We start from the raw sequence: 26,249 nt of genomic DNA, 5'->3' as shown, positions 1-26,249 counted from the left end.
CGAACATCCCAAGGACACTCCATGAAGCTGCTCTCTTTCATCGCCAACGGCCGCACCTCGTTCGGAGCCGTCAAGGACAATGGCGTCGTCGATCTGGGCGCGCACATGACGGGCTGCACAACGCTACGACAGTTGCTTGAAGCTGGCCGCGTCTCCGAGGCGGCCAAGCTTGCAGCCTCCACTGCCCCCGATCATCCGCTCGACAGCATCACCTTCGCACCCGTGATCCCTGATCCCGGCAAGATCATCTGCGTCGGTCTCAACTATCGCGACCACGTGGCCGAGACCGGCCGCACCGTCACGGAGAAGCCGGCTCTGTTCGTTCGCTTCCCATGCAGTCAAGTCGGCCATCTCCAGCCCATCGTGAAACCGAACATCAGCGACGATTTCGACTATGAAGGCGAGCTCGCGCTCGTCGTCGGCAAGGAGGGCCGTCACATTCCCGTCGGCCGCGCGCTCGACCACGTCGCCGGCTATTCCTGCTACAACGAAGGCAGCATCCGCGACTGGCAGCGCCACACCAGTCAGTTCCTCGCCGGCAAGACCTTTGCCGAAAGCGGCAGTTTCGGTCCGTGGCTGGTGACGACGGACGAGATTCCCGATCCGTCGAGGCTCACTTTGCAGACCCGGCTGAATGGCAACGTCGTGCAGGACACCACGACGGATCTCCTGATCACCGCCATCCCCGAGCTGATCGCCTACATCTCCACCATCTGCCCGCTCGTGCCCGGCGACGTCATCGTGACGGGCACGCCGGGCGGTGTCGGCGCCAAGCGCACGCCGCCGCTGTGGATGCGCCCCGGCGACACCGTCGAGGTCGAGATTTCCGGCATCGGCACCTTGCGCAACACGGTGATCGCCGAACCGGCCTGACCGTCAAGACCGATCAATCAACGATAAAATCAGGAAACGCCATGGGCACGACCCGCACCATCTCCGCCGCCACCCTGCTGATGACACTCGCGCTCGCCGGCTCCGCTGCGCGGGCCGAAATCAAGGGCGATGCCATCCGCATCGGCGTGCTCACCGACATGAACGGCGTATTCGCAACCGCGATGGGTCCGGGCTCGGTCGAGGCGGCGCGCATGGCAGCGGAGGAGTTCGGCGGCAAGATCAACGGCAAGCCGATCGAGATCCTGCAGGCCGATCACCAGAACAAGCCGGATCTCGCGGCATCCCTCGCGCGAAAGTGGTTCAGCGACGGGGTGCAGGCAATCGCCGACGGCGGCAGCTCCGGCGCGGCGTTGGCGGTGCAAGCGCTGGTGCGCGGCAATGGCAAGATGTTCCTCATCTCCGGCGCCGGCGCAAACCAGCTCACCGACGAGGCCTGCGCGCCGACCAGCGTGCAATGGACCCAGGATGCCTACTCCACGGCAACCGCCGTGGTCTCCGGCATCATGCAGACCAGCAAGGAGCCCTGGTTCTTCATCACCGGGGACTACGCATTCGGCCATTCGATCGAGGCGACAGCGCGCGAGCGCATCGCCGCGCTCGGCGGCAAGGTCGCCGGCAGCGTCAAGGCGCAGCTCGGCACGCCCGACTACAGCTCATTCCTGCTCCAGGCGCAGTCGTCAGGCGCCAAGATCCTCGCCATCAACGTCGCCGGCGACAACGCAACCGCGATCAAGCAGGCCGAGGAATTCGGGCTCGCTGATCAGGGCATGAAGATCGTACCGATGTCGTTCCAGAATGTCGACATCGAGTCCGTGGGCTTGAAGGCGACGCGCGGTGATCTCATCGTCACCTCGTTCTTCGAGGATGTCTCGCCCGCCGCCCGAAGATTCTCGGATGCATTCTATGGGCGGCGCAAGGCGATGCCCTCGCAGATCCAGGCCGGCGTCTACTCCGCCGTGCGCCACTATCTGCAAGCGATCAAGGACACCGATTCCGACGACAGCGCGACCGTGATGGCGAAGATGAAGGCAACCCCGGTGTCAGATGCCTACACGCCCAACGGCCGCATTCGCGAGGACCAGCGCATGGTACACGATCTCTATCTGGTTCAGGTCAAGACGCCGGAAGAATCGAAAGGCCCGTGGGATTTCGTCAAGCTGGTCGCGACGATCCCGCCCGACCAGGCCTTTCGTCCGCTCGACCGCAGCAAATGCGGCCTGGTCGGCAAGTAATCGCTAGGCCAGATAGCGCGTGATGTAGCCTTCCATGGCGTAGAGCGCGCAAAGCGCGAGGCTCGACCATACCGCGGCGCTGAAATACAGGAACATCCAGGTCAGCTCGCCCTTCCAATGCGCGATGTCGTGGGTCACGACCCAGCGCGTCGAGACGTCGTGCAGGCCCTCAAGAAAGCCGAGGAACCTGTTGCCCTCGGCGTGCCCTGCCCGCCAGCGGCTGAGATACATGGGTACGTCGACGGTGACGAGGAAGGCAAGGAAGCAGGCGATGCCGACGACGCCTGACATCAGCGCCCAGCGCACCACGCCCTGGAATTCCGGCATCAGGCGGCACAGCGCGATGCCGGCGAGGAAGAAGGTCACCGCCCACAGCGAATTCTCGATCGCGTTGTAGAGATAGTTGGTGGTCACCACCGCGTACCAGGAGAAGCACTCGGCGATGACGATCACCGGGACGATCACCCAGGCGATGTTCACCGCCGTCTCGGCACCGGTCATGGTGCCGAGTTGATGCAGGATGATGGCCCATTGCGCCGCGAAGCAGACCTCGGCGACGGTCGCGACCGAGCGGCCGACAAAGACACTTGATAGCCAGGTGTCGAACAGGCAGATGCGCTGCACGTCGGCGCGCGGCAGCACCGAGCGGAAGGCACAGCCGAACACATAGCCGGCGCACAGCAGGAACATCAGCCCGATATCCGAGCCGCCACTGATGCTGCCCGCCACCGTCGGGTAGAACTCGCGATAGAGCATGAACCAGACGAGAATATTGGCGCTGCTCACAAGCGTAAGGGATCCCCACCACCACGCGAGGGGATTTGACCGCGCCTGCCACTGCAACATGAGCCGCTCCGCAAAATTATCGAACTGACATTCCGTCGTAATAATCCTGTCACAGGACGGCATGCAATCGCGACAAGAATCTGTCTGCTCGGTCGTTTGAGAGCGGCCTCTCACGGAAGTGTCCCAAGCACGCTTACGTCCACATATCGGACAATTTCGGCGCAACTGGCAAATCTATTGGACATCTGAGCTGCGCCCGTCTGATAATTAGGAATGGCCCCGACGAGCTCATCCAAGCCACGACATCCGCCCTCCTCCGCCGCAGCAGTGCTCGCGGACAGCGCCGACGACGCCGCCTTCGCCACGACGCTGGCAAAGGGACTCGTGGTGATCGAGGCGTTCAAGGCCGGGAGCACGCTGCTCGGCAACATGGAGCTGTCGACATTGACGGGCATCCCGCGGCCGACAGTGGCGAGGCTGACCCATACGCTGGCCGAGCTCGGCTATCTCCGTTACGACGCCGAGCGGTCGAAGTACCGCGTCGGTGCGCGGGCGCTGCGGATGGCGCATCCCCTGCTCGCCGGCATGCAATTCCGCCAGGTGGCGCGGCCCATGATGCAGGAGCTGGCGCACAGTGTCCGCGGCACGGTCTCGATCGGCCTGCTCGATGCAACCTCGATGATCTATGTCGAGACCGCGCGCTCCGGCGATGTCGGCCCGCACGTGCCCGACATCGGCATGCCCATTCCCGTCGTGATGACCGCCATGGGCCGCGCCGCGGCGTCGACCTTGCCGCCGGCTGATGCAGACCGGCTGGAACGGAACATCGCCGCCGAAGACGCCGGGCTGTGGTCGACGTTCCGGGACAAATACCGCGCCGGGATCGCGCAATGCAAAAACCGCGGCTTCTGCACCTGCTGGGGCGAGTACATGGCCTCGATCCATGCCGTCGCCGCGCCGCTGTTTCATGCGAGCGAATCGAAGCAGTCGTTCTCGATCAATTGCGGCATCCCCGCCTTCCGGCTCCAGCCAAGTCAGCTCGAGGGCGAGATCGGTCCGCGCATCGCGGCGCTCGCCGACAGCATCCGCGCCATCGTCGGGCAGGCCGAACTCACGACGCCGCCGCGCAAAACCAAGAAGATCACAAGCGGCGGGACATGACATGGCTGGGCCGCTCGAAGGCTTGAAGGTTCTCGACATCGCGACGATCATCGCCGCGCCGTTCGCCGCCACGCTGCTGGCCGATTACGGCGCGGACGTGCTCAAGATCGAGATGCCCGGGCACGGCGACGGCGTGCGGTCGTTTCCGCCGTTCAAGGACGGCAAGCCGCTGTGGTGGAAGGCCGCCAACCGCAACAAGAAGTTTGCCACGCTCGACCTGCGCACGCCGGAAGGGCTCGCACTGTTCAAGCAGCTGCTTCCGCGCTTCGACGTGCTGATCGAGAATTTTCGTCCGGGAACGCTGGATCGCTGGGGTCTTCCCAAGGAGGTGCTGTGGTCGATCCAGCCGCGCCTCGTGATTCTGCGCGCCACCGCCTTCGGGCAGGATGGCCCCTATCGCGAGCGCCCCGGCTTCGCCCGCATCTTCGAGGCCATGGGCGGCCTCACCTACATCACCGGCGAGCGCGAGGGCGAGCCGACCCATCCCGGATATCCGATTGGGGATTCGATCGGCGGCCTGTTCGGCGCCGTCGGCGTGCTCGCGGCGCTGTGGAAGCGGGCACGCGATCCGCATGCGCCGGGCGAAGAGATCGATCTTGCGCTGACCGAAGCGGTGTTTCGCCTGCTCGATGTGCTCGCCATCGAGCACGACCAGCTCGGCGCCGTTCGAGAGCGGATCGGCAACGCCAACGGCTATTCGGCGCCGGCCGCCGTGTTTCGCACCGGCGACGATCACTGGGTGACGCTCGCAGGTTCGACCAACGCGCTCTTTGCCGCGAATTGCCGGGCGATCGGACGCCCGGACCTCGTCGAGGATCCGCGCTTTGCCACCAACGACCAGCGCGTCAAGCACGCCGCCGAGCTCAACAGCATCTTCGCGGCCTGGTGTGCGGCGCATCCCCTCGACGAGGTCCTCGCGAGCTTCAACGCCGCGCAGGGAACGCTCGCCCCGATCTATTCGATCGATCAGATCGCCGCCGACCCGCAAGTGCAGGCACGCGAGGTGATCACCCGCGTTGCCGACCGGGATTTCGGCACGGTTGCCATGGCCAATGCCGTTCCTCGCTTCACCGTCGATCCCGCGCGGTTGCGCCACGCCGCGGGCGACGTCGGCCAGGACAATGACGAGGTGTTCCGGAACTGGCTTGGCCTGTCGGATCAGGAGATCGAACGGCTCACCCAACGAAAGGTGATCTGACGTCGCAAGAAGACCAACAACACAAGAAGACCAACAACAAGAGGGAGGACGACAACGGTGGCATCATTCAAGGTCACACGCCGAACCCTGCTCGGCACGATCGCAGGCGGCCTCGCAGCAGGATCAGGCTTGACAGCGCATGCCGAGGACGCCTGGCCCTCGCGCATGGTGCGGCTGATCTCGCCCTACGGGCCCGGCGGCTCCAACGACATCTCGCTGCGCCTGCTGGCCGAGGAGTTCGGCCGCAGCCTGCGTCAGCAGTTCATCGTCGAGAACAAGCCGGGTGCCGGCACGCGCATCGCCAACGACATGGTCGCCCATGCGCCGGGCGACGGCTACACGATCCTGTACGTCGCGGCGCCCTACGCGACCGCCGAGGCGCTGTTCGGCAAGCTGACCTATGACCGCAAAGATCTGCAGCCGGTCGCGATGGCCGTGATCGCGCCGTTGTTCCTCATCATCAGTGCCGACGCACCGTTCAAGACGCTGCCCGAGTTGATCGCCTACGGCAAATCGAAGCCGGATGGGCTGACCTTCGCGTCTCCCGGCGCGGGCTCGCAGCCGCACCTCGCCGGAGAGCTTCTGTTCCGCGATGCCGGCGTCAAGGGGCTGAACATCCCGTTCCGGGGCGATGCGGCCTCCTACACCGAGCTGCTCGCCGGCCGCGTCGATGCGACGCTGACGGCGCTGCCGACCGCCCTGCCCTATATCCAGAGCGGCAAGTTCGCCGTGCTCGGTGTCGCCTCGGCCGAGCGCAGCGCGCTCTACCCGCAGGCGCCGACGCTGCGCGAGCAGGGCTTTCCCAACGTGGCCGCCGCCGGGTGGTACGGCTTCATGGTGCCGTCCACGACGCCGCGCGCGATCGTCGACAAGCTCCAGGCCGAGGTCCTGCGCGCGCTCGCCGAACCCGCAATCAAGGACAAGCTGACCGCCCAGGGCCTCGAAGTGCGTGCCGGCACTGCAGCCGAGTTCGGCCGGTTCATCGACAACGAGACGCAGAAGTGGACCAGGCTGATCCGCGACGCCGGCCTCAAGGGCGAATAGCAAGGGGGAGGGACAAGCACATGACAAGCACGCTTCTCAAGCGCATCGCAGCTTCCGCGCTGCTTCTGGCGCTCTCGATCACGGCAGCGCAGGCGCAGAAGAAATACGACCCCGGCGCGTCCGATACCGCGATCAAGGTCGGCCAGACCGTGCCGCTCAGCGGGCCCGCCTCGGCCTACGCAGTGATCGGCAAGACCCAGGCCGCCTATATGCGGATGATCAACGACCAGGGCGGCGTGAACGGCCGCAAGGTCGAGCTGATCCAGTATGACGACGCCTATTCGCCGCCGAAAACGGTGGAGCAGACCCGCAGGCTGGTCGAAAGCGACGAGGTGCTGCTGACGTTCCAGATCATCGGCACGGCGCCGAACGTCGCCGTACAGAAATATCTCAACGCCAGGAAGATCCCGCAGCTCTTCGCCGCGACCGGCGCGGCGCGCTTCACCGACCCGAAGAACTTCCCCTGGACGATGGGCTTCAACCCGTCCTACCTCGTCGAGGGCCGCATCTACGCGCAGTACCTGCTGAAGAACCACCCGAACGCGAAAATCGGCGTGCTCTACCAGAACGACGACCTCGGCAAGGACTATCTCGCCGGCCTCAAGGCCGGCCTCGGCGACAAGGCCGCGAAGATGGTCGTGGCCGAGACCTCCTACGAGATCACCGAGCCGACGATCGACTCGCAGATCCTGCGGCTGAGGGACGCGGGCGCCGACGTGCTGTTCAGCGCAACGACCCCGAAGCAGGCGGCACAGGCGATCAAGAAGGTCGCCGAGATCGGCTGGAAGCCGCTGCACATCATTGACATCAACGCCTCCTCGGTCAGCGCCGTGCTGAAGCCGGCGGGCCTCGAAAGCTCGAAGGGCGTCGTCAGCGTCGGCTACGTCAAGGATGCCGCCGACCCCGAATGGAAGGACGATGCCGGCATGAAGCGCTATTTCGCCTTCATGGCCAAGTACTATCCAGACGGCGACAAGGATTCGAACCTGAATGTCTACGGCTACATCACCGCCCAGCTGCTCGTGCAGGTGCTGAAGCAGTGCGGTGACGATCTCACCCGCGAGAACGTGATGCGGCAGGCGGCCAACCTCAAGAACGTCGAACTCGACCTGACGCTCCCGGGGATCTCGGTCACGACCTCACCGACCGACTATCGGGTCAACAAGCAGTTCCAGATGGTGCAGTTCGACGGCCTGCGCTGGCAGAAGCTCGGCGACATCGTGACGGACGAGGCCAGGGAGTGAGACGGCGGGAGGCCGTTTGGCCGTGATCGTTCCTGCCGGTCAACGCACGCAAGGCGAAGGCACGAAAAAGCCACCGGCCGCCCTGGCGCGCCGGTGGTTCGATATCGGCAGGGATCTCCGAGCTACGCGGCCTGGCGCTGATGCGTCAGGTACTCCATCGTCACCTTCTCGACATTGGAGTCGATCCAGGCAGCCATGCGTTGCTCCTCCTTCAACGATGTCTCGAGCGGTGCCTTGGCCTCCGGCATGCCGGCGGCGCCGCAGAGCGCGAGGAGCGACTTGTAGGCGGCGATCTCGAAATTCTCGAACGCATTGTTCGCGAAGGTGTTCTTGAGAATCTCGTCGCCAGCAGCCGAATGCGCCATGGCCGTCATGTTGGCCATCACCGACTGCGCCGTGTCCTTCAGTGTCGACGTGCTCTCGCCACAGGCTTCCAGGCATTTCTCCAGCCGGCGCAATTGCTCGTTGGTCTCCTGAAGGTGAGCGATGACCTTCGCCTTGACCTCGGGATAATCGTCCAGCCGCTCTGACTGGCGTTCCATCAACTCTCGCGCCTGCACTTCCATCGCATGCGCATTGCGTAGTCCCACCACGAACGTATCGCGGGCTGCATTGGCCATCTTCCTGTCCTCCGTTGTGACTGGCTTCGTTCGCGCAACAGGGAAGCACGGGCGATTGTTCCTGAGAGGGCCGCGCCGATTGCCGCAGGAGACCCGACTATCTCCACGCGTGTTCCGGCCGAAGGACCCGGCGCCAACCTGCGGGAGCAGGACGCAAGACAGATCTTCGCGGCAGGAACGCCGCGATTCGCCGGAGATGACGAAATCGCTTTGGCTTCTCATCGACGAGCATAGGAACAGTCGCCGCCACGCACGATTGGTTCGCCGTAGACATCAAGGAGAAACAAGATGCGTAAGACTGTTCTGACGATCTTCACAGCTGCGATGCTGGCCGGCGCTTCGGTCGGCGCAGCGTTCGCACAAGGCGCCGGCGGTGGCGGCGGTGCTGGCGGAGCCGGCGGCGGCGCAGGTGGAGCCGGTGCAGGCGCCGGTGCTGGCGCGGGTGCCGGTGGCGGCGCTGGAGCCGGAGCAGGCTCGGGCAGCGGCGGTGCGGGTAGCGCCGGCGGTGGCGGTGGCATCACGCATGTCGAGCGTGGTGGACAAGGCGCTTCCAGCCCTCCGGGCATGCGCAATGAAACCACTCCACGATCCGACGGTACGACGCGGCGCTAGAGCATCATCCGGAAAAGTGCGTAGCGGTTTTCCGAAAAGCTCATGCTCGAACAACAACCCAAAGCGCGATGGCGATTCATGCTGATCGCATCGCGCTTCAGGAGAGCGGCGGTACAACTGCAGTGAAGCAGGAGCCCCCGGTCACCAACGCGCTCACGTGACCCTGCGCAGGGCAATCCGTCGGCTGCGACGACGGCTTGCCCTGCAGACTGCCGCCTACTCTTGTCACCGGTTCATAGCGGCGACATAGGCGGCAAGCTTGTCCAGCGTCTGGTAGCCGTATTCGACGGCGCCGAAGCCGATCATGCCGTCGCGCTGCTCGGTGCTCGAGGCCAGCTGGCGCATCATCAAAACGGTCTTGCCGTTGCTCTGCTCGGCAAAGGTGACGGTGAAGCGGAACATGCCGGGGTCATCGTCCTGGTCGAGGCCGTGATCCATCTCCATCAGAGAAGGCCGCTCGATGCGGCGGAACCGCATCCGGTTCGGATAGACCGTGCCGTCGGGCCCGATCATGTTGAAGCGCCAGACGCCGCCGACCCGCACGTCGATCTCGAAGGTCTCGACCTTGAATCCTTTCGGCCCGAACCATTGCGGCAGATGCTTCGGATCGGACCACGCCTCGAACACCAGATCGCGCGGCGCGTCGATCACGCGCGACATCACGATCTCACGGTCGAGCGACCATTGCGACAAAGCTGGATTGGCAGAACTCGTCATCGTCAGGAACCTTTCCGTTTGGTTGTTCGGGACGGCCGCTTGGCGCCCGCCCTCTCCTTCTCTTCCTTGAGCTTCATCACGTAGGCCTCGAACCGGTCGAGCCGCGCCTCCCACACTGCGCGCTGCTGCTGGAACCAATCCTCCGCGCCGAGAAGCGCATCCGGACTGAGGCGGCAGGTACGCACGCGGCCGGTCTTCTCCGACAGAACGAGCCCGCTCGTCTCCAGCACGTGGATGTGTTTCATGAAGCTCGGCAGTGCCATGTCGAAGGGGTCGGCGAGCTCGCCGACCGACGCCTCGCCCGCGCAGAGCCGCATCACGATCGCCCGCCGCGTGGGATCGGCGAGCGCTGCGAAAACATGGTCGAGGCGGAATGATTGGTTAGCCATGAAGCTAACTATAGCGCCGCGGCCCTGCGCCGTCAATAATTGTTAGCTCACAAGCTAAGTAATTTGGTGGCGCAGTCGTCGCCTCAGACGGAGCGCGTCAAGCCGCCGTCGACTCGGATGTTCTGGCCGGTGATGTAGGCCGCCCCGTCGGAGGCGAGGAACGAAATCGTCGCCGCAATCTCTTCGACCTTGCCGTAGCGCTTCAGCGGCACGCTGTCGCGACGCGCATCCAGCTGCGGCAGGCTGTCGATCCAGCCCGGCAGGACGTTGTTCATGCGAATGTTGTCCGCCGCATGGGTGTCGGTGAAGATCTTGGTGAAGGCGGCAAGGCCAGCGCGGAACACCGCCGAGGTCGGGAACATCGCGCTCGGCTCGAACGCCCAGGCCGTCGAGATGTTGATGATGGCGCCGCCCTTCTGCGCCTGCATCACCGGCGTCACCAGCCGCGTCGGACGGATCACGTTCAGCAGATAGGTGTCGAGGCCGGCGTGCCACTGCTCGTCGGTGATCTCGGTGATGGGCGCACGCGGCCCGTGCCCGGCGCTGTTGACGAGCACGTCGATCCGCCCCCATTTTGCCATCGCGGCGTCGACCAGGCGCTTCAGATCGTCGTTCGACTGGTTCGAGCCTGTGACGCCGCAGCCGCCGAGCTCGGCCGCCAGCGCCTCGCCCTTGCCGGAGGACGACAGGATCGCGACGCGAAACCCGTCCGCTGCCAGCCGGCGCGCAGCCCCCGCCCCCATGCCGCTGCCGCCGGCGGTAACGAGCGCAACCTTCTCTGCTGCCATGACCGATCATCCCTGTGTTGAGGCGAGCCGCACGCTCGGCCTATCATGGGGCCTTCTACAGCCAGACCTCGCGGCAGGTCCATGGTCGAAGGCATCCATCATGAGCGACTCGAGATGAGTGATCTGCAGATCCGCAATCTGCGCCCCGACGAAATCGCCCTCGCCGTCGACTGGGCCGCGGCCGAGGGATGGAATCCGGGCCTGGCCGATGCCGCCTGCTTCGCCGTCCCCGATGCGCAAGGCTTCTTTGTCGGCGAGATCGACGGCGAGCCGGTCGCCACCGTCTCCTGCGTCAATTACGACGACCGCTTCGCCTTCCTCGGCTTCTACATCGTGCGCCAGCGCTTTCGCGGCGCCGGCCATGGCCTGCGCATCTGGAACGCAGCCCTCGCTCATGCAGACGGGCGCGTGATCGGGCTCGACGGCGTCGTGGCGCAGCAGGACAATTACAAGAGGTCCGGCTTCCAGCTCGCTTACGCCAATATCCGCTATGGCGGCGTCGTGCCAGCGCCACCGACTTCACCTGCCGGCGTCGTCCCCCTCGACAAGATCCCATTTGCAATCGTTGAAGCTGACGATGCCACCGTATTCCCTGCCGCGCGCAGCGCCTTCCTGCGCGCCTGGATCGACACACCAGGTCACGTTGGCCGCGCATTGCTGCGCGAGGGCAGGCTTGCGGCATGGGGCGTGATCCGTCCGTGCCGGACGGGCCACAAGATCGGCCCGCTCATCGCCGACGACCGCGCGGCAGCGGATGCGGTCGTGCACGCCCTGTTCGGAAGCACCGGCGGCGGCGAAGTCTTTCTCGATGTCCCCGCCGTCAATCCCGGCGCGATCGCGCTCGCGGAGGCGCTCGGCCTCAAGCCGGTGTTCGAGACGGCACGGATGTACACGGGGCCGATCGCACCGCTGCGGCTCGACCGCGTCTTCGGCGTGACCAGCTTCGAGCTGGGCTAGAGCATGATCCCGACCCGAAGGGCTGCGCTAAAGCATGATCCGGAAAAGTGCGAAGCAGTTTTCCGGAAGATCATGCGTAAACAACAACCTAAAGCGCGATGACGATTCATCCAAATCTCATCGCGCTTTAGCGCAAAGCGTGAAGCGGCTTTCCGAAAAGATCATCCGTCGAATGCCGACCACGCCCTTCAGTAGCAGCGCATGATGTTGACGGTGTGCTCGCTCCCGCCGCGGCCGGGCACTGTCACCTGCTCCGTCGGGCAGCTCGGCACATAGGGCCGGTTGGATGGAACGACGTTCGGCGGATAGCGATGCGTCCAGTCCCAGGGAACATCATAGGTGTAGGTATAACGCACGTCGCTGGAGAGTGGCTGGGCGGGATCAACAAAGGGTTGGCTGTAGCCAGCGCCATCATACAAGAAGCCGCCGCCGCCCGGCCAATAGACCCACGGAGCGCCGCGGCGATGGAACCGGGCGCCCGGCGCGATCGGCGGACGTGCTCCAACCGGCGGCGCGGTGGCAACGACGCCGGGCGCCGCGGTGACAGCGGGTCCGGCAGAGCCGTCACTTGCAGTCAGGAGCAGCGCGGCTGCGCTGAGCGAGGCGAACAGCGCCCCATGTGATCTGGCAATCATGATACGCACCACACTCGTTTGGCTTCGCGATAGCGGCTCCCCGCAAGAGGCTAGGCCGGGCTGCCGCCCACCCGCAAACATATATTTAACTATTGGTTAAGGCACGCGATTAGGGCGGAACATTCTGCGGCAGAACGCCCGGGATTCTCATCTCGTTTCAGCCATTTCGTTCCGCGGCGGGCGCATCATAACCAGTTGATCGGAGTTGACTTCTCCTGGCCCATGCGTCCGGAACGCCCCCGCATTGCAACCGTTGGCCCCGACACAAGCAAGGAGCATCTCCAATGCAGAACAAGTCAAAACTCCTCTGCCTGATCACGGCATCACTGGTCGCGGGCACTGCGGCCGCCTCGGCGCAGGGCTACGACTGGAACGGCCGGTCCGTGGGCTGGGACCGCACGGCGCCAGCCTATGAACCAGTGCAGCCGCGCGCATACTATCCGGACGTGGCCGGGCCGTATGGCGCACTCAACGGCACCAACCATCCAACTCCGAGTTCGACGCAAGGTGATGTCGGCCCTGGCGGCAACAACAACGGCACGCTGACCGGCAGATATCGCTGGTAAGGCCGCGTGACGCGAAGCCCACCGTTCCACGGCGGGCGGTGGGCCTTCGCGCGTCAGCGGCCCTGCTGCTTGCGCAGCCAGTCGAGCATGTCCTGCGGACTTCCGTTGCCTTGCGTCACGATGGCCGTATTTCCGCCGCTGCGGCGATAGACCGTCGTGCGCCCGGGCTCCTTCTCGATTTTGACCTCGGCCTGCGCCGGATCCCCGCTCTGGGTGATGACCGACGTGCCGTTCTCGTCCTGGACCACCGTGGTGCGACCGTCGCCGGCTCCGGCCGGCGCCATCGCAAGCACGCTCATGAGCCCTAGTCCGGATGCTAGCGGAAGCAACTTCATGTCACACCTCCATCATCGGCCGAACTGGAAGATCGCCAGCCAGTTGAAACGCCCGAACTGCCTCACCGCTCCCGTGTTCATATCTCCGATCTGGAGCAGGAGCGCGCTGGTGGAATTGCCGATCTGGGTGATCTCGGCGGTGTTGCGCACCCCGGACTGACCGATCGCCGCATTGGTGGTGCCGCCTACCTGGATTACGTTGGCATAATTGCGCGTGCCGTTCTGGACGATGGTCGCGTCCACCGTCCCGGTCGCGCCGATCTGGATCACCCGCGCGATGTTGATGCGGCTGTTCTCCTCGATCGTGACAGGCTGAACATTGTTGCCGAACTGCACGACCGTTTCGATGCTCACGTTCCGGTTCGTCATGCTGCGCTGGACGGATCCCGCGGAGGCCTCCGTCACCACGCTCCCGGCGGCGAGTGCCGCCATCATCACCAGAATATGCCTACCACGTCTCATCGCATTTCGCCCCGCTCAGATTCTGACGGCTTTGGGCTCGCGCTGATCCTACGGACCGCTCTGGTTGACCGTCGACGTGTTGACCGCGCCGAACTGCGCGACGAATCCTGAATTCATGGCACCGAGCTGGGAGAGCAGGCTCGACGTCGACTGGCCGACCTGGCCAATCGAAGCGGAGTTGAAAATTCCGGTCTGGCTGGCCGACGCCGACGTCGTCCCACCGAACTGGAGTATCCCGACGACGTTGGTGGTCCCGGCCTGCGCGACGGTACCGCTCGTGCTACCGCCGACCATGAACAGGCCAGTCATGTTGAACTGGCTGCTCTGGTTCACCGTGACGGGAGAACCGCCAACCGACACGATGTTCTTGAAGTCGAAGGTTTGCGCCTGCACCGAACCTATTTGTGCGCAACAGACAACCAGAACCGCCATGCTGGCGGCGGCGAAGAGCTGATGCTTCATGGCAGGCCTCTGCGATGTTGCCGATACCAGGAATGAACCCCATCGTCACGGGGTCTGCTGAAGAATCGTCGATCCGTTCAAAAGGCCGAATTGAGACAGCAAGGCTGCGTTATTGCCGCCGATCTGCCCGATCAGGCTCGTGTTCGAACCTCCGCTCTGACCCGCCAGCGTGAAATTGCTGATCGCGGACCCCGCCAACCAAGCTCCCTGCCCGATCGTCAGCGAGTTGACCGAAGTGGGTGTCCCCGCTTGCGAGATGGTTGCCGAGTTGATCGAACCGAACTGCAGGGTCGTTGCTGTGTTACTGGTGCCGCCGCTCTGGGAGATGACGGAGCTATTCGTTCCGCCGAATTGCAGCACGCTCGCCGAATTTCCGGCGTGAGCTTGGCCAGCAGTCAACGCGCTGAGGGTGATGACCGTCGCAACGACAAATTTGACACGCATTTGATTTCCTCCGCAAAGAATAGCGGGCGTAGATCCGCCTCCGGTCGGGCGGCCTGTGCGGTGTTTTCCAAGCGCCGCCCGGACGCGCAGCGCTGCTACGCGCCCAAGGCGGTTCAGGGCTGGCTCAGTTCTGGTTGATGACGCTGGTGTTGCCGAAGAGGAAGATCGAGTTCTGCCCCACGGTTGCGCTGTTGCTCGGCGGCAGCAAGGGGAATGAGCTCTGAGAGATCGAGCTGTTGTTGCTGCCGAAGGCGTTCTGCATGGTCGTGGCCGTGTTCACGATACCGCCAGTCTGGCTCACCGTGCTGACGTTGTTAAGCGACGGAATGCCGAGACCCTGCGAGGTGGTCGCGGAATTGAAGAAGCCGATCTGGGTCGTGCTCGAGCTGTCGTTCGTCACGCCGTTCTGCGTCACAGCCGAGGAGTTTGCGCCGCCGATTTGAACGGTGGTGGCAGTGTTGGCCGCGTGAGCAGCGGACGAGAGAGCGAACACGGCGACGGAAGCGAGGAACAATTTGCGCATGGCTAATCCCTTTTCTGCCAAAGTATCTGACCAGGAGTGGCGATGCCGGTTGTCGAATGCACCAACATCATGGGATGACTGTGAACCGATTGGCCGCGAGGCGACAGACTGCAGTTCATGCTAGTCCGGACCGACTAGATTCCGCGCGGCTTCAGTGTCCGCTAGCGTGAAACGAAGAATGCATCGAGCCAACGCGCGCAGCGTCTGCCTCCAGCCCCATGCTGTCGATCAGCCGCACCACGTCGATCGGCGTCCGCAGCTCCAGCTTTCGCATCATCCTGGCGCGATGGACCTTCGCCGTCACTTCGCTCACGCCAAGTCGTGCTGCGATCTGCTTGGCGATGAGCCCTTCAGCCATCAGCAGCATGATCTCGCGCTCTCGCGCCGTCAGCGTCTCGACACGCTGGCGGGCCTCGCGCATGGCATCTTCGCGTTGCAGCCGCCTGCGATCGCGCTCGATGCCATGTCTGATCGCGTCGAGGATCTCCTGCTCGCGAAAGGGTTTCGGCAGAAACTCGACCGCGCCGCGCTTCATGGCCTCGACCGAGACGCGGACGTCGGAATGGCCGCTGATGAAGACGATCGGAATGGGCACGCCTGCCTCGGCGAGCCGGCACTGAAGCTCGAGACCGGTCGGCGACGTGCCGGGGAAGCGGACATCAAGCACGAGGCACGAAGGCCCGCCGGAAATATTCTCCCCGAGAAACTCTTCTGTCGAGGCGAACAACTTCACCTTGTGTCCGGTCTCCTCGCAGAGACTTCCAATCGCAGTTCGAATCTGAATTTCATCATCAACGATATAGACAATGGCTTTACCTGAACTCATGGCAACGGACTCCCCGGCTTGGGTCTTGAAAAGCAAGCAACGAGCCATCCATTCTTCTTGCAAGCGAAGACAAGGTGCTTGGGCGAATTTGCGAAGATCGGGCGATTCGCATCCGTCCATCGGTTCGACCTCTTAGGGTGAACACCCGCTCATGACGAGTGAAGGCGTTCACATATCGGGCTTTGTGATTGGAGGGATTTGAGCTCGCCACCGTGCGCATCGCGGCAGCGCGCGATATCGAGAGCGCCGCAATCCGGTATATTGACCACTGTATTGCCAGCTGCGTCATGCATCGCCACTCATGTGCCGACTTGAACGCCGGGCACCGGCCGCTTCGACCGGAGCAGTCGGGACGTTCAGTAAATTTGTCGAATTCGATACCGCGCGCGCCATATCGATACGCTCCGTATGCACCTCCAGCAAATCACGAAAAGTCGCACCCCGACGACTTTACATCTGGATCATCAGCCGCGCCCGACCGTCGCCCCTGCAGGAGCGACATACTGACGATTGATATCGCTCTGGTAGAATACAACCACTGCGCGATTTACGTCCGTGCCGCCAGCGCATCCATTTTCAAGAGGTGGGTTTTTGATATGCGATTTGTGCCAATCATTGCCTTGCTCGGAACTGCATGCGGCCTCGCCGCGGTCACCACCGCAGGGCCGATCGTCATGGACGCGGCCGGAAGCGCTGCGGACAAGGCGTCGCACGCCTTGGAATCGACCAGGCGCCTGCTCGTGCCCGTTGGGCGCGAAGCCCCGACTTTCGGGTCGGATGCACCAATGTTCCGCTACGCTTCGATCCAGCGCGGCAGCGTCGAGCAGACCGTCGCCGTCACTGGTGCCCTGCAGCCCGTCAAGACGATCGAGGTGGGGTCCCAGCTGTCCGGGCAGCTCGCCCGGGTCTATGTCGATTTCAACGACACCGTCGCCAAGGATCAGCCGCTCGCCTTGATCGATCCGCGCAGCTTTGCCGCCAAGGTCGACGAGGCCCAAGCCTCCCTGGCCGTCGCCAATTCCCTGGTTGACGTCGCGCAAGCCAAGCTCGATCGCGCCAGGATCGACCTGCAGAATGCCAAGGGCAACCGGGACGTGCTCGCCGCCAAGCTCGAGAGCGCCCAGGCGGTCAAGAGCTCGGCGCAGAAGACCCTGCAGCGGAAGCTGGCACTCCAATCGCAAAACGTCGTGGCGACGACGACAGTCGACGACGCGCAAACCGAGTTCACGGCACGTCTGGCCCAGGAGCGCGAGGCCGAGGTCTTGATGTCCCTCAACTCCTATTCGGTGGAGGGGGCACAGGCCGACGTCCGCCGCATCGAGGCGGAGCTGCAACAGGCACGCATGGCAGTGCCCGAAAAGGCGGCCGTTCTCGCCGCGGCGCAGGCCGATCTCGACCGCACCGTCATCCGTTCGCCGATCGACGGCGTCGTCGTCGGCAGATTCGTCAACGAGGGCCAGACGCTCGCAGTCGGACTAGAATCACGCACCACTTTCGTGGTGGCGCACCGCCTGGAGGACATGGAGATTCACGCGCAGGTCGATGAAGCCGATATCGGCCGCATCGCTCCTGGGCAGCGCGCGCATTTCACCGTTGACTCCTACCCGGACCGCCGCTTCGAGGCCGTGGTGCGCCAGGTGCGCAAGGCGCCGCAGACCCAGCAGCACGTCGTTACCTACACCGTGGTCCTGGCGACCTCCAATCTCGACGGCGCGCTGCTCCCCGGAATGACCGCCCTGGTGAAGATCGTGATCGAACGCCAAGACAACGTTTTGAAAGTGCCGCTCGCCGCGCTGCGTTTCCAGCCGGCCGGCACGCGGCCGGACACCGCTGCACAAAGCGGCGTGTGGGTGCGCACCGCAAGCGGCGCACTCCAGCGCGTTGCTGTCACGATCGGCACCGCCGGCACCGAGCAGGTCGCGCTCCAGAGCGGAGACCTCGTCGAAGGCAGCCAAGTCGCCGTCGGCCAGGCCATCCGTCCGGCAGGCATGGAAATTCTCGGAATCAGGTTCGGGTCATGACCGCCTCTACGCCCCTCATCAGCCTCCAGTCGGTCAGCAGGACCTATCGCACCGAGGGAGTCGCGGTCGCCGCGGTGCGCAATGTCAGCTTCGACATCGCGCAAGGCGAGATCGTCGCCGTGATGGGGCCGTCCGGCTCCGGCAAGTCGACGCTGATGAACATGATTGGACTGCTCGACCTGCCGAGCGGAGGCGCGGTCTACCTCCAGGGGGCCAATGTCGCCGAGCTTACGGAAGATCGCCGGTCGTCCTTGCGCGCCCGTAGCATCGGCTTCGTGTTCCAATCCTACAATCTGCTCGCGCGCCACGATGCGATCGAGAATGTCGCATTGCCGCTGGTCTATTGCGGCGTCGGTCGCAGGGAACGTCTGGCACGCGCGGAAGCGAGCCTCCAGGCCGTCGACATGCTGCACCGGGCTCATCACTTTCCGCGGCAGCTCTCCGGCGGCGAGCAGCAGCGCGTCGCGATCGCGCGCGCATTGATCGCCTCCCCCCTGATCTTGCTCGCCGACGAGCCGACCGGCGCGCTCGACAGCCGCACCGGCGCCGAGATCCTGTCCCTGTTCGCCGCGCTCAATCGGACCGGCCAGACCATCGTCATGATCACGCACGATCCCGGCATCGCGACCCAGTGCCGGCGCACGATCCATCTGCATGACGGTGAACTCGTCGGCGACGAAACGCTGGCTCCGATTCTGCCGAAGCGGAGCGTTGCGTCATGACGATGCTCCAAGGCTTTCAGATCGCTTTGCACGCCTTACGCCTCAATCTGCTGCGCAGCTTCCTCACCATGCTCGGCATCGTGATAGGCGTGGCCTCGATCGTGACGGTGTTTGCGATCGGGGCCGGCGCCCAGCTCCGCCTCCAGGAGCAGATCCGTTCGATCGGCGCCAACGTGCTGATGATCACCCCCGGCGCGGTCTACCAGGGCGGCGTGCGTCTCAAGGACGGCAGCAAGCTGACGATGACCGAGAGCGACGTGCAAGCCATTCTCGAGCAGATTCCGGAGATCCAGGCTGCGGCCGGCTCCCTCGCCGGGACGGCGCAGGTCATCCACGAGGGCAAGAACTGGAATACGACGATCAACGGCACGACGACCGGACACTTCATGGTGCGCGACTGGCAGCTTGCGACCGGGCGCTATTTCTCCGCCATAGAGGAGGCCGGCGCCGGCAAGGTCGTGATCCTCGGAAGCACGGTTGCGCGCGAGCTGTTCGCGCCCGGCGACGATCCCATCGGCGCGCAGATCAGGATCATGAAGGTGCCGCTCGAGGTGATCGGCGTTCTCGACCGCAAGGGTCCGGCGCAGGACGACGTCGCCTTCGTGCCGCTCGCCACGGCCAAGCTGCGCTTCCTCGGCAGCGCGAGCAACATCAACCGCGCCTCGGTCGCCTACATCATCGCCAAAGTGGCTGCGGATGGTCAGATGGCGGGGGCGCGATCGGAGATCGAAAACCTGCTGCGGCAGCGCCACCGTATCCCCGCCGGCCAGGAGGACGATTTCAAGGTCCAGGACCCGGCCGCCGCCATGGAGGCGCAGCAGGGAGCGATCCGCACCGTCGCGCTGCTGCTCGTTGCCATCGCCTCGGTCTCGCTCCTCGTCGGCGGCATCAGCATCATGAACGTCATGATCGTGTCGGTCACCGAGCGCACGCGGGAGATCGGCATCCGCCGCGCGCTTGGCGGGCGAATGCGCGACATCCGCCTGCAGTTTCTCTGCGAAGCGCTCGTCCTCTGCCTGCTCGGCGGCGCGATAGGCGTCACCGGCGGCATCACGCTCTCGATGACGGTCGCCCGCATGGCCGGGTGGATCACCTCGATCGACGGCCAGGCGATCGGCCTTTCTCTCATCTTCTCGATCGCGACCGGCCTCATCTTTGGCTTCTATCCCGCCCATAAGGCATCAAAGCTGAGCCCGATCGAGGCACTCAAGACGGAGTGAGAACATGCTGGGATGTTCGCATCAAGCAAAGGCCAGGGAGGCATTAGCCATGAGTTCGGATCCAAAAGATTTGATCACACCGACACCGCGCGAGCGGGAGCTGATGATGCTGATCGCGCGGGGGATGCAGAACAAGAACATCGCCTACGAGCTCAGTATCTCGGAGAATACTGTGCGGGCGCACATCGGCAACATCATGCGGAAATACCGACTTCAGAACAGAACGCAAATCGCGATCGTGTTTGCACTGCATGCTGCGCCGTCGTCGCTTCGCCGTGATCTCGCCAAGGCCGAACGTTATCCGACGGCAACAAGGCCCGCGCAGACCCTTGCACAAAATCCACGGGCGGAGACCGCGCCGGATTGAGTGTTCGGGCTACAATCCCTTGCGTTATCCGGACGGGCAAAACATGCGAGCGCCAAGTCAACGCGACCGGTTAGAAACATTCATATTTATCGAATTTCTGAATTAGCGCATATATCACCGCAACCCGGCCGCAGGGCGACGGGGCAATAGTGCATCGCTCCCCGCCTTCCCTGCGCCCTTTCAGTTGAGGATGAGATGACGGAAGTAGAGCTCGGGCGAGATGAGCCGCGAGAATGCGAAGTGTGTCTGCGACGAACGTGCGAGCTGTAGAAGTGACGCTGACACCACTTGATCCGCGTCATTGCGAGCGCAGCAAAGCAATCCAGAGTCTTTCCGCGAATGCCTTTCTGGATTGCTTCGCTGCGCTCGCAATGACGATGCGCGCGCGTAGATTCAGGTCTCGTGCCCGCAGCGCCTCTTCGGCGGTGCGCTGCAGAGCCGGGGCCCATGTAGCAGCGAGTTCTACAGCTTGCTGGGTCGCGGCTCTGCGCCGCACCGCGACGCGCGGCGTCGCGGTGCGGAACACGAGAGTGGATCGCCCCCCTCCCCAGCCCTCTTGCATCGACAACGGGGGCTTGTAACAGGACTGTCATACAGCAAAACTAAACGATTGCCGGAGGCCGCGGGTCGCGGCCACGCCACCTCACCGCAGGGAGAGAATTGATGCGCCGTTCACTGGTGTTGCTGTCCGCCGGACTGATGACAGTATTGTCCACCGGACTGGCCTCCGCCCAGAACAGTACGCCCCGCAACCTGATCCTGTTCATTCCCGACGGTCTGCGTGCGCTGAAGGTCACGCCGGAAACCGCGCCGGCGATGGCCGAAGTCCGCGACAAGGGCGTCAACTTCAAGAACCCGCATTCGCTGTTCCCGACCTTCACCATGGCCAACGGCTCGGCGATGTCGACAGGTCATTATCTCGGCGACACCGGCGTGTTCTCCAACACGATCTGGACCAACTACACCTCCGCACCTGCGGGCGACACCGTCGTCCCCTTCATCGAGAACGACGCCGTGCTCGGCGACATCGACGAGCATTTCAAGGGCGACTACCTCAACGAAGAGACCATCCTGAAGATGGCTCGCGACAAGGGGCTGAGCACCGCGGCGATCGGCAAGGTCGGCCCGACCTACCAGTTCGACCACACCGACAAGCCTGAAAAGCCCGGCCAGCATTCGATCGTGTTCGACGATTCCACCGGCGGCAAGCACGGTGTCGCATTGTCCGACGAGGTAAAGGACGCCTTGACCAAGGCCGGCCTGCCCCTCACCACGCCGCCGCGCGGCGACAACTCCAAGGCGGGCGATGCCAAGACGCCGGGCACCACGGTCGCCAACGTCGCGCAGCAGGCCTATTTCGCCGACGTCGCCACCAAGGTGGTGCTGCCGATGTTCAAGGCGCGCAACAAGCCGTTCGTACTGGTGTTCTGGTCGCGCGATCCTGACGGCAGCCAGCACAATACCGGCGACAGCCTCAACCAGATCATGCCCGGGATCAACGGGCCGACCTCGATGGCCGGCATCAAGAACGCCGACACCAACCTCGCCCAGCTCCGCAAGGCGCTCGACGAGCTCGGGCTCGCGGCCTCGACCAACATCATCGTCTCCGCAGATCACGGCTTCTCGACCATCTCCAAGGAGAGCAAGTCCAGCCCCTCGGCCAAGGTCGGCTATGACGACACCCCGAAGGATTTCCTGCCGATGGGATTCCTGGCGCTCGACCTTGCGAAGGCGCTCGACCTGCCGCTGTTCGACCCCAACGACAAGAACGCGAAGGTCGAAGGCAACAAGCATCCCAGGGCGGGCAACGGTGTGCTCGGCAAGGATCCGGAGAAGCCCGATCTCATCGTCGCCACCAATGGCGGCTCCGACCTGATCTATCTGCCGAACAAGGACAAGAAGCTGGCGGCGAAGACGATCAAGGCACTGCTCGAACAGGATTACGTGTCCGGCCTGTTCGTCGAGGACTCGCTCGGCCGCTTCCCCGGCACGCTGCCGCTGTCGAGCATCAACCTGCGCGGCAAGGCGGCGACGCCGACGCCCTCGATCGTCGTCAACTTCCGCTCCTATGCCAGCGATTGCGGCGAGGCACCGACCAACTGCTCGGTGCAGGTCGCCGATACCGTGCTGCGCCAGGGCCAGGGCATGCATGGCAGCTTCAGCCGTGGCGACACCATGAACTTCATGGCCGCGATCGGTCCGGACTTCAAGGCGGGCTATGTCGATGCGATTCCGGTCAGCAATGCCGACGTCGGCATGACGGCCGCCCGGCTGATGGGCCTGCGCGGCTCGCAGAACGGCGGCCTGATCGGCCGCGTGATGTCGGAAGCCATGCCCAACGGCATCGTGCCGAAGGCTTTTGTCGGCACGCTGAAGTCGAAGCCCGCCGAGGGCGGCCTGATGACGGTGCTGAACTTCCAGCGCGTCGGCAGCCAGCGCTATTTCGATGCCGCCGGCTTCCCCGGCCGCACGCTCGGGCTCGAGCCTGAGGCCGGCAAACAAAAAACGGCGGGGAAATGACCCCGCCGTTCCCTCGCGTCCTCGAGTGACGCACAAATCTTACATGCCCGGTTTCTTACATCCCGATGTCGAACACGTTCGGCAACTGGCCCGCCAGAGGCAGCGCAGTGGCGCCGACGAAAGTCGCCACCATCGCCATCAGGCGACGGTTGTTCTGGCGCTTGCCGCGCATCTGGCCGGCGATCCACTCCAGCATCTCGCTGTTGACCTTGGAGGCATAGGACGGCGCCCAGCTCTCGATCTCGGTGTCGGCCGACAGCGCCACGCTCCGCGGCGGCACCTTCAGGCCCGAGGCGCTCGCCGCGTAATGGGCAACCGCCTTGGCGAGCAGGTCGTCGAACCGGCCGCCATCGGTGCGCTCGGTCGCGGCCTCGTTGATCTCGAACAGACGTTCGGCTTCAGCGCGGCTGACCGGCTGGTCGTTGACGGCGGTCGCGGTCAGGATACGAATGCACCAGGCGGTGTCATCGGCATCCAGCGAACGGGAGAAATGCACCCTTCCCCTGGTCGTGGGGCCTTCGCCCGTGATCACGCCGTCGCGCACGATGCTCAGCGCATGGGCCGCGGTATCGCGGCAGGACGGTTCGAGGGACGACTCGGTAGGCTTAGGCGCAGCGGCAGACATAGTTCACTTCCAGACTTCTTCTGATCGGCCAGCATTTCCATGCCGGCGTAAAGGGGTGGTTAACGATTCGATACGGGTATCGCGACTTTTCGAGATGGTTGCCAATTGGTCGCTGTCAGGACCAATCTGGTTCCAGGACGCGCCGGGCGAGCGTGATGGAAGTCATAAAAGGCATTATCGGGGCGAGCGAGACCGTGAGACCCCGGATGGGGATGTTTCGCCGCAGGTGCCGCTGTAACAATAAGTTGCTACGAAATCGGCCCTTCAAGCAAGGAATTCACATTTTACTTGAGCCGGTTCAGTTGGCGTTCACTTGGCCTTGCAAGGGCCCTATACTGAGGATGACGGCCAGAGACGAATCTTCCAGTAAATTCAATGCGATGAGGTAAAATCATGACACTTCCGATCGGCGCTACCGCACCCGACTTCGAAGCCGAGACCACCGAGGGGAAGATCAAGTTTCACGACTGGATCGGCAACAGCTGGGCGCTGCTGTTCTCGCACCCGAAGGACTTCACGCCGGTTTGTACGACCGAGCTTGGCGCTCTCGCCAAATTGAAGCCGGAGTTCGACAAGCGCGGCGTCAAACTGATCGGCCTCTCGGTCGATCCGATCGATCGCCACGCCAAATGGGCCGAGGATATCAAGGAGACGCAAGGCGCCGCTCCCAACTATCCGCTGATCGGCGACACCGACTTCAACGTCTCGAAGCTTTACGAGATGCTGCCGGCCTCGACCTCGGGCGATCCCCTCACCCGTACGCCGGCCGACAACCAGACTGTCCGCAACGTCTTCATCATCGGCCCGGACAAGAAGATCAAGCTGGTGCTGGTCTATCCGATGACCACGGGCCGGAACTTCCAGGAGATCCTGCGCGTCATCGACTCGCTCCAGCTCACCGCCAAGCATCGCGTCGCCACCCCGGCCGACTGGTCGCAGGGCGACGACGTCATCATCGCGGGCTCGGTCTCCAACGACGAGGCCAAGACGATCTATCCGCAGGGCTGGAAGGAGCCGAAGCCCTACATCCGCATCGTCCCGCAGCCGAAATAACCAACTGTCATCCCGGGATGGTCCGAAGGACCAGACCCGGGATCTCGAGATTCCGGGGTCGGTCCTACGGACCGCCCCGGAATGACTGTAGCGACTACGCCGTCCGCACGCGGTCGAGGAAACCGTCGACCTCTGCCTTCAGATGCAGGCTCTCGCCGGATAGCGCCTGGGCCGAGGCAAACATCCGGCTCGAGGTCTCGCCCGTCTCGCTGGCACCCTTGGCGGCGTGCCGGACGTTGACGGCGACCTCGGCCGTGCCCGAGACCGCCGCGCGAACGCTCGCCACGATGTTGTGGGTTGCGCTTTTCTGCTGCTCGACCGCAGCCGAGATCGAGCCGGCAATACCGCTGATGCGCTCGATGGTCTCGCTGATCGCCTTGATGGCAGCAACCGATTCCTCGGTCGCAAGCTGCATGCTCTCGATCTGGTTCGATATCTCGTCGGTCGCTTTCGCGGTCTGACCGGCGAGCGTCTTGACCTCCTGGGCCACCACCGCAAAGCCGCGGCCGGCATCGCCAGCGCGAGCGGCCTCGATGGTGGCGTTCAGCGCCAGCAGGTTGGTCTGCTCGGCGATCGAGGTGATCAGCTTGACGACGTCGCCGATGCGCGTGCCGGCCTCCGAGAGCTGCGCAATGCGCTGGTCGGTCGCCTCTGCCTGCCGCACCGCGTCGGCGGAAATCTGGTTCGATTCCTGCACCCGGCGGGTGATCTCGGAGATGGATTGAGACAGCTCCTCGGAAGCCGACGCCGCCGAACGCACATGCTCGGAGGCGGTTTCGGACGCTCCGGCCGATTGAGCCGACAGATCGGCCGTGGCGCGCGCGGCGTCGGTGAGTTGTCGCGCGGCGCGCTCGAACTCGCCGGACGATGCGAGCACCTTGTCGAGAATGCCGCCGACGCTGCCGCGGAACTCCTCGACGAAGCTGCGCAGCTCCGCCTTGCGCTGCTCGGCCGCGGCAGTCGCTGCCGCCGCCTGTTCGCTGCGCAGGCGCGCTCGCTCCTGCGAATTGCTCTTGAACACCGCAACCGTGCGGGCGATCTCGCCGATCTCGTCGGCACGGTCCTCGCATTCGATCGCGACGTCGCTCTGGCCCTCGGCAAGCGCGGTGAGCGAGCGCGTGACCGAGGTGAGCGGCCGGGTGATCCGGCGCACGACCAGCAGGGTCAGAGCCAGCACCAGGAGCGCGGCAAGCCCAGCGGCCGCCGCCATTCTCTCGATGGCCTGGGCCAGCATGTTCTCGTACTGGATCATCGGGATGCCGACATAGAGAATGCCGGCGACCTTGCCGGTCGAGTCCAAGATCGGGAAATAGGCGGTCATGAACGTCTTGCCGAACAGCGTGGCCGGCCCCTTATAGGCTTCGCCACGGCGCAGCGCGGCCTGCCCCGGATGATCGGCGGCAAGCTGGGTGCCGACGGCGCGGTCGCCGTTTTCCTTCTTCACATTCGTGGAGCGGCGGACAAACTGGCCGCTTGCCGCGTCGAACACGAACAGGGTCGCATTGCCGCCGACATAGGACACCGCGCGATCGACGATGGCATGGTCCTTGAAGTCGGGCATCTTGGGGATCTCCGCGCGCACGACCGCCCCGTCCTGGACCGTGATCTTGGCCTCGGGAACGGTCTCCGCGAACGCCAGCGCCAGCGTGCGCAGGCTGACGTCGATGTCGCGGAGCGCGCGATCATTGAAGGCGGAGGTCAGCGACCAATAGCCGGCGCCGACCACGAGCCCCGTATTCATGGCGATCAACAGCACGGCGCACAGGACAGCCTTGGTGCCCAGCTTGAACTGCGGCAGGAACTTCGAAGCTTTGAACATGGATGGA

Annotated in this window: 29 protein-coding genes; 15 read left to right on the top strand and 14 right to left on the bottom strand. The window is 64.2% G+C overall.

The annotated features are described in order from the left end of the window. The first annotated feature begins 21 nt into the window (after positions 1-21). Together XH96_RS16850 and XH96_RS16845 are read left to right on the top strand one after the other, a co-directional pair. Positions 22-873 carry a fumarylacetoacetate hydrolase family protein gene (locus XH96_RS16850; RefSeq protein ID WP_194393436.1) on the top strand — a complete coding sequence of 284 codons (852 nt, stop codon included), beginning with the start codon at positions 22-24 and terminating at the stop codon, positions 871-873. Positions 874-914: 41 nt separating this feature from the next. Beyond that, positions 915-2,126 (top strand): ABC transporter substrate-binding protein, encoded by a 1,212-nt coding sequence (locus XH96_RS16845; protein WP_194393435.1) that lies wholly within the window; start codon positions 915-917, stop codon positions 2,124-2,126. Between the two features lie 3 nt (positions 2,127-2,129). Here XH96_RS16845 and XH96_RS16840 read toward each other — a convergent pair whose 3' ends face one another. Further along, a complete protein-coding gene (locus XH96_RS16840) occupies positions 2,130-2,972 on the bottom strand; it encodes a hypothetical protein (RefSeq protein WP_194393434.1) in 843 nt (280 codons plus the stop codon). A gap of 213 nt (positions 2,973-3,185) precedes the next feature. On the opposite strand from XH96_RS16840, the gene XH96_RS16835 reads away from it, so the two are divergent. From XH96_RS16835 to XH96_RS16820, 4 genes are read left to right on the top strand one after another with little or no spacing between them, the layout of a single operon-like run. Continuing rightward, a complete protein-coding gene (locus XH96_RS16835) occupies positions 3,186-4,073 on the top strand; it encodes an IclR family transcriptional regulator (RefSeq protein ID WP_194393433.1) in 888 nt (295 codons plus the stop codon). Position 4,074: 1 nt separating this feature from the next. Continuing rightward, the gene (locus XH96_RS16830; RefSeq protein ID WP_194393432.1) at positions 4,075-5,271 is read left to right on the top strand and encodes a CaiB/BaiF CoA-transferase family protein; all 1,197 of its coding nucleotides are present in this window, start codon (positions 4,075-4,077) and stop codon (positions 5,269-5,271) included. Between the two features lie 57 nt (positions 5,272-5,328). Then, positions 5,329-6,315: a tripartite tricarboxylate transporter substrate binding protein gene (locus XH96_RS16825; RefSeq protein WP_194393431.1), complete on the top strand. Its 987-nt coding sequence runs from the start codon at positions 5,329-5,331 to the stop codon at positions 6,313-6,315. Between the two features lie 20 nt (positions 6,316-6,335). After that, positions 6,336-7,559, top strand: coding sequence for an ABC transporter substrate-binding protein (locus XH96_RS16820; protein WP_194393430.1), 1,224 nt, complete (start codon positions 6,336-6,338; stop codon positions 7,557-7,559). A gap of 122 nt (positions 7,560-7,681) precedes the next feature. On the opposite strand, the gene XH96_RS16815 is transcribed toward XH96_RS16820, so the two are convergent. Continuing rightward, positions 7,682-8,179 (bottom strand): ferritin-like domain-containing protein, encoded by a 498-nt coding sequence (locus XH96_RS16815; protein WP_194393429.1) that lies wholly within the window; start codon positions 8,177-8,179, stop codon positions 7,682-7,684. Between the two features lie 288 nt (positions 8,180-8,467). Between XH96_RS16815 and XH96_RS16810 the strand changes: the two genes are divergently transcribed. Further along, on the top strand, positions 8,468-8,791 hold the full coding sequence (locus tag XH96_RS16810; protein ID WP_194393428.1) for a hypothetical protein: 324 nt from the start codon (positions 8,468-8,470) through the stop codon (positions 8,789-8,791). 225 nt (positions 8,792-9,016) lie between these two features. On the opposite strand, the gene XH96_RS16805 is transcribed toward XH96_RS16810, so the two are convergent. The 3 genes from XH96_RS16805 to XH96_RS16795 form a co-directional block, all read right to left on the bottom strand. Further along, a complete protein-coding gene (locus XH96_RS16805; RefSeq protein WP_194393427.1) occupies positions 9,017-9,508 on the bottom strand; it encodes an SRPBCC family protein in 492 nt (163 codons plus the stop codon). A gap of 2 nt (positions 9,509-9,510) precedes the next feature. Then, on the bottom strand, positions 9,511-9,897 hold the full coding sequence (locus XH96_RS16800) for a helix-turn-helix transcriptional regulator (RefSeq protein ID WP_194393426.1): 387 nt from the start codon (positions 9,895-9,897) through the stop codon (positions 9,511-9,513). A gap of 83 nt (positions 9,898-9,980) precedes the next feature. After that, positions 9,981-10,685, bottom strand: a complete 705-nt coding sequence (locus tag XH96_RS16795) for an SDR family oxidoreductase (protein WP_194393425.1) — start codon at positions 10,683-10,685, stop codon at positions 9,981-9,983. Between the two features lie 114 nt (positions 10,686-10,799). On the opposite strand from XH96_RS16795, the gene XH96_RS16790 reads away from it, so the two are divergent. Further along, complete coding sequence (locus XH96_RS16790; protein ID WP_194393424.1) at positions 10,800-11,642, top strand: GNAT family N-acetyltransferase; 843 nt, start codon at positions 10,800-10,802, stop codon at positions 11,640-11,642. Positions 11,643-11,830: 188 nt separating this feature from the next. On the opposite strand, the gene XH96_RS16785 is transcribed toward XH96_RS16790, so the two are convergent. Further along, positions 11,831-12,277, bottom strand: coding sequence for a hypothetical protein (locus XH96_RS16785; protein WP_194393423.1), 447 nt, complete (start codon positions 12,275-12,277; stop codon positions 11,831-11,833). Positions 12,278-12,561: 284 nt separating this feature from the next. Between XH96_RS16785 and XH96_RS16780 the strand changes: the two genes are divergently transcribed. Next, complete coding sequence (locus XH96_RS16780) at positions 12,562-12,843, top strand: hypothetical protein (protein WP_194393422.1); 282 nt, start codon at positions 12,562-12,564, stop codon at positions 12,841-12,843. A 53-nt stretch (positions 12,844-12,896) separates the two neighbouring features. Here XH96_RS16780 and XH96_RS16775 read toward each other — a convergent pair whose 3' ends face one another. The 6 genes from XH96_RS16775 to XH96_RS16750 all read right to left on the bottom strand — a co-directional run bounded on the left by XH96_RS16775 (position 12,897) and on the right by XH96_RS16750 (position 15,895). After that, entirely contained in the window at positions 12,897-13,178 is a 282-nt protein-coding gene (locus tag XH96_RS16775) for a hypothetical protein (RefSeq protein WP_194393421.1), read from the bottom strand. 12 nt (positions 13,179-13,190) lie between these two features. After that, the gene (locus XH96_RS16770; protein WP_194393420.1) at positions 13,191-13,640 is read right to left on the bottom strand and encodes a curlin; all 450 of its coding nucleotides are present in this window, start codon (positions 13,638-13,640) and stop codon (positions 13,191-13,193) included. A 48-nt stretch (positions 13,641-13,688) separates the two neighbouring features. Continuing rightward, complete coding sequence (locus XH96_RS16765; protein WP_194393419.1) at positions 13,689-14,102, bottom strand: curlin; 414 nt, start codon at positions 14,100-14,102, stop codon at positions 13,689-13,691. 45 nt (positions 14,103-14,147) lie between these two features. After that, the gene (locus XH96_RS16760; RefSeq protein ID WP_194393418.1) at positions 14,148-14,546 is read right to left on the bottom strand and encodes a curlin; all 399 of its coding nucleotides are present in this window, start codon (positions 14,544-14,546) and stop codon (positions 14,148-14,150) included. A 124-nt stretch (positions 14,547-14,670) separates the two neighbouring features. Further along, positions 14,671-15,069, bottom strand: a complete 399-nt coding sequence (locus tag XH96_RS16755; RefSeq protein WP_194393417.1) for a curlin subunit CsgB — start codon at positions 15,067-15,069, stop codon at positions 14,671-14,673. Between the two features lie 151 nt (positions 15,070-15,220). Continuing rightward, positions 15,221-15,895, bottom strand: a complete 675-nt coding sequence (locus tag XH96_RS16750; RefSeq protein ID WP_194394160.1) for a response regulator transcription factor — start codon at positions 15,893-15,895, stop codon at positions 15,221-15,223. Positions 15,896-16,083: 188 nt separating this feature from the next. Between XH96_RS16750 and XH96_RS16745 the strand changes: the two genes are divergently transcribed. The 5 genes from XH96_RS16745 to XH96_RS16725 all read left to right on the top strand — a co-directional run bounded on the left by XH96_RS16745 (position 16,084) and on the right by XH96_RS16725 (position 22,745). Next, entirely contained in the window at positions 16,084-17,916 is a 1,833-nt protein-coding gene (locus XH96_RS16745) for an efflux RND transporter periplasmic adaptor subunit (protein WP_246790109.1), read from the top strand. Beyond that, a complete protein-coding gene (locus XH96_RS16740) occupies positions 17,913-18,638 on the top strand; it encodes an ABC transporter ATP-binding protein (RefSeq protein WP_194393416.1) in 726 nt (241 codons plus the stop codon). The genes XH96_RS16745 and XH96_RS16740 overlap by 4 nt, the downstream gene beginning before the upstream one ends. Continuing rightward, entirely contained in the window at positions 18,635-19,858 is a 1,224-nt protein-coding gene (locus tag XH96_RS16735) for an ABC transporter permease (RefSeq protein WP_194393415.1), read from the top strand. Before XH96_RS16740 ends, XH96_RS16735 begins: the two co-directional genes overlap by 4 nt. Positions 19,859-19,862: 4 nt before the next feature. After that, complete coding sequence (locus tag XH96_RS16730; RefSeq protein ID WP_246790108.1) at positions 19,863-20,225, top strand: response regulator transcription factor; 363 nt, start codon at positions 19,863-19,865, stop codon at positions 20,223-20,225. A 663-nt stretch (positions 20,226-20,888) separates the two neighbouring features. Continuing rightward, the gene (locus XH96_RS16725; protein ID WP_194393414.1) at positions 20,889-22,745 is read left to right on the top strand and encodes an alkaline phosphatase family protein; all 1,857 of its coding nucleotides are present in this window, start codon (positions 20,889-20,891) and stop codon (positions 22,743-22,745) included. Between the two features lie 55 nt (positions 22,746-22,800). On the opposite strand, the gene XH96_RS16720 is transcribed toward XH96_RS16725, so the two are convergent. Beyond that, positions 22,801-23,370 carry a hypothetical protein gene (locus XH96_RS16720; RefSeq protein ID WP_194393413.1) on the bottom strand — a complete coding sequence of 190 codons (570 nt, stop codon included), beginning with the start codon at positions 23,368-23,370 and terminating at the stop codon, positions 22,801-22,803. Positions 23,371-23,763: 393 nt separating this feature from the next. Between XH96_RS16720 and XH96_RS16715 the strand changes: the two genes are divergently transcribed. Further along, positions 23,764-24,423 (top strand): peroxiredoxin, encoded by a 660-nt coding sequence (locus XH96_RS16715; RefSeq protein ID WP_188102111.1) that lies wholly within the window; start codon positions 23,764-23,766, stop codon positions 24,421-24,423. 94 nt (positions 24,424-24,517) lie between these two features. On the opposite strand, the gene XH96_RS16710 is transcribed toward XH96_RS16715, so the two are convergent. Then, complete coding sequence (locus tag XH96_RS16710; protein ID WP_194393412.1) at positions 24,518-26,242, bottom strand: methyl-accepting chemotaxis protein; 1,725 nt, start codon at positions 26,240-26,242, stop codon at positions 24,518-24,520. Positions 26,243-26,249: the final 7 nt, after the last annotated feature.

Origin of the sequence: Bradyrhizobium sp. CCBAU 51765, from assembly GCF_015291725.1 — a bacterium.
In the GTDB taxonomy this organism is placed as follows: domain Bacteria; phylum Pseudomonadota; class Alphaproteobacteria; order Rhizobiales; family Xanthobacteraceae; genus Bradyrhizobium; species Bradyrhizobium liaoningense.
This window is presented reverse-complemented; position numbering and strand designations above follow the sequence as displayed.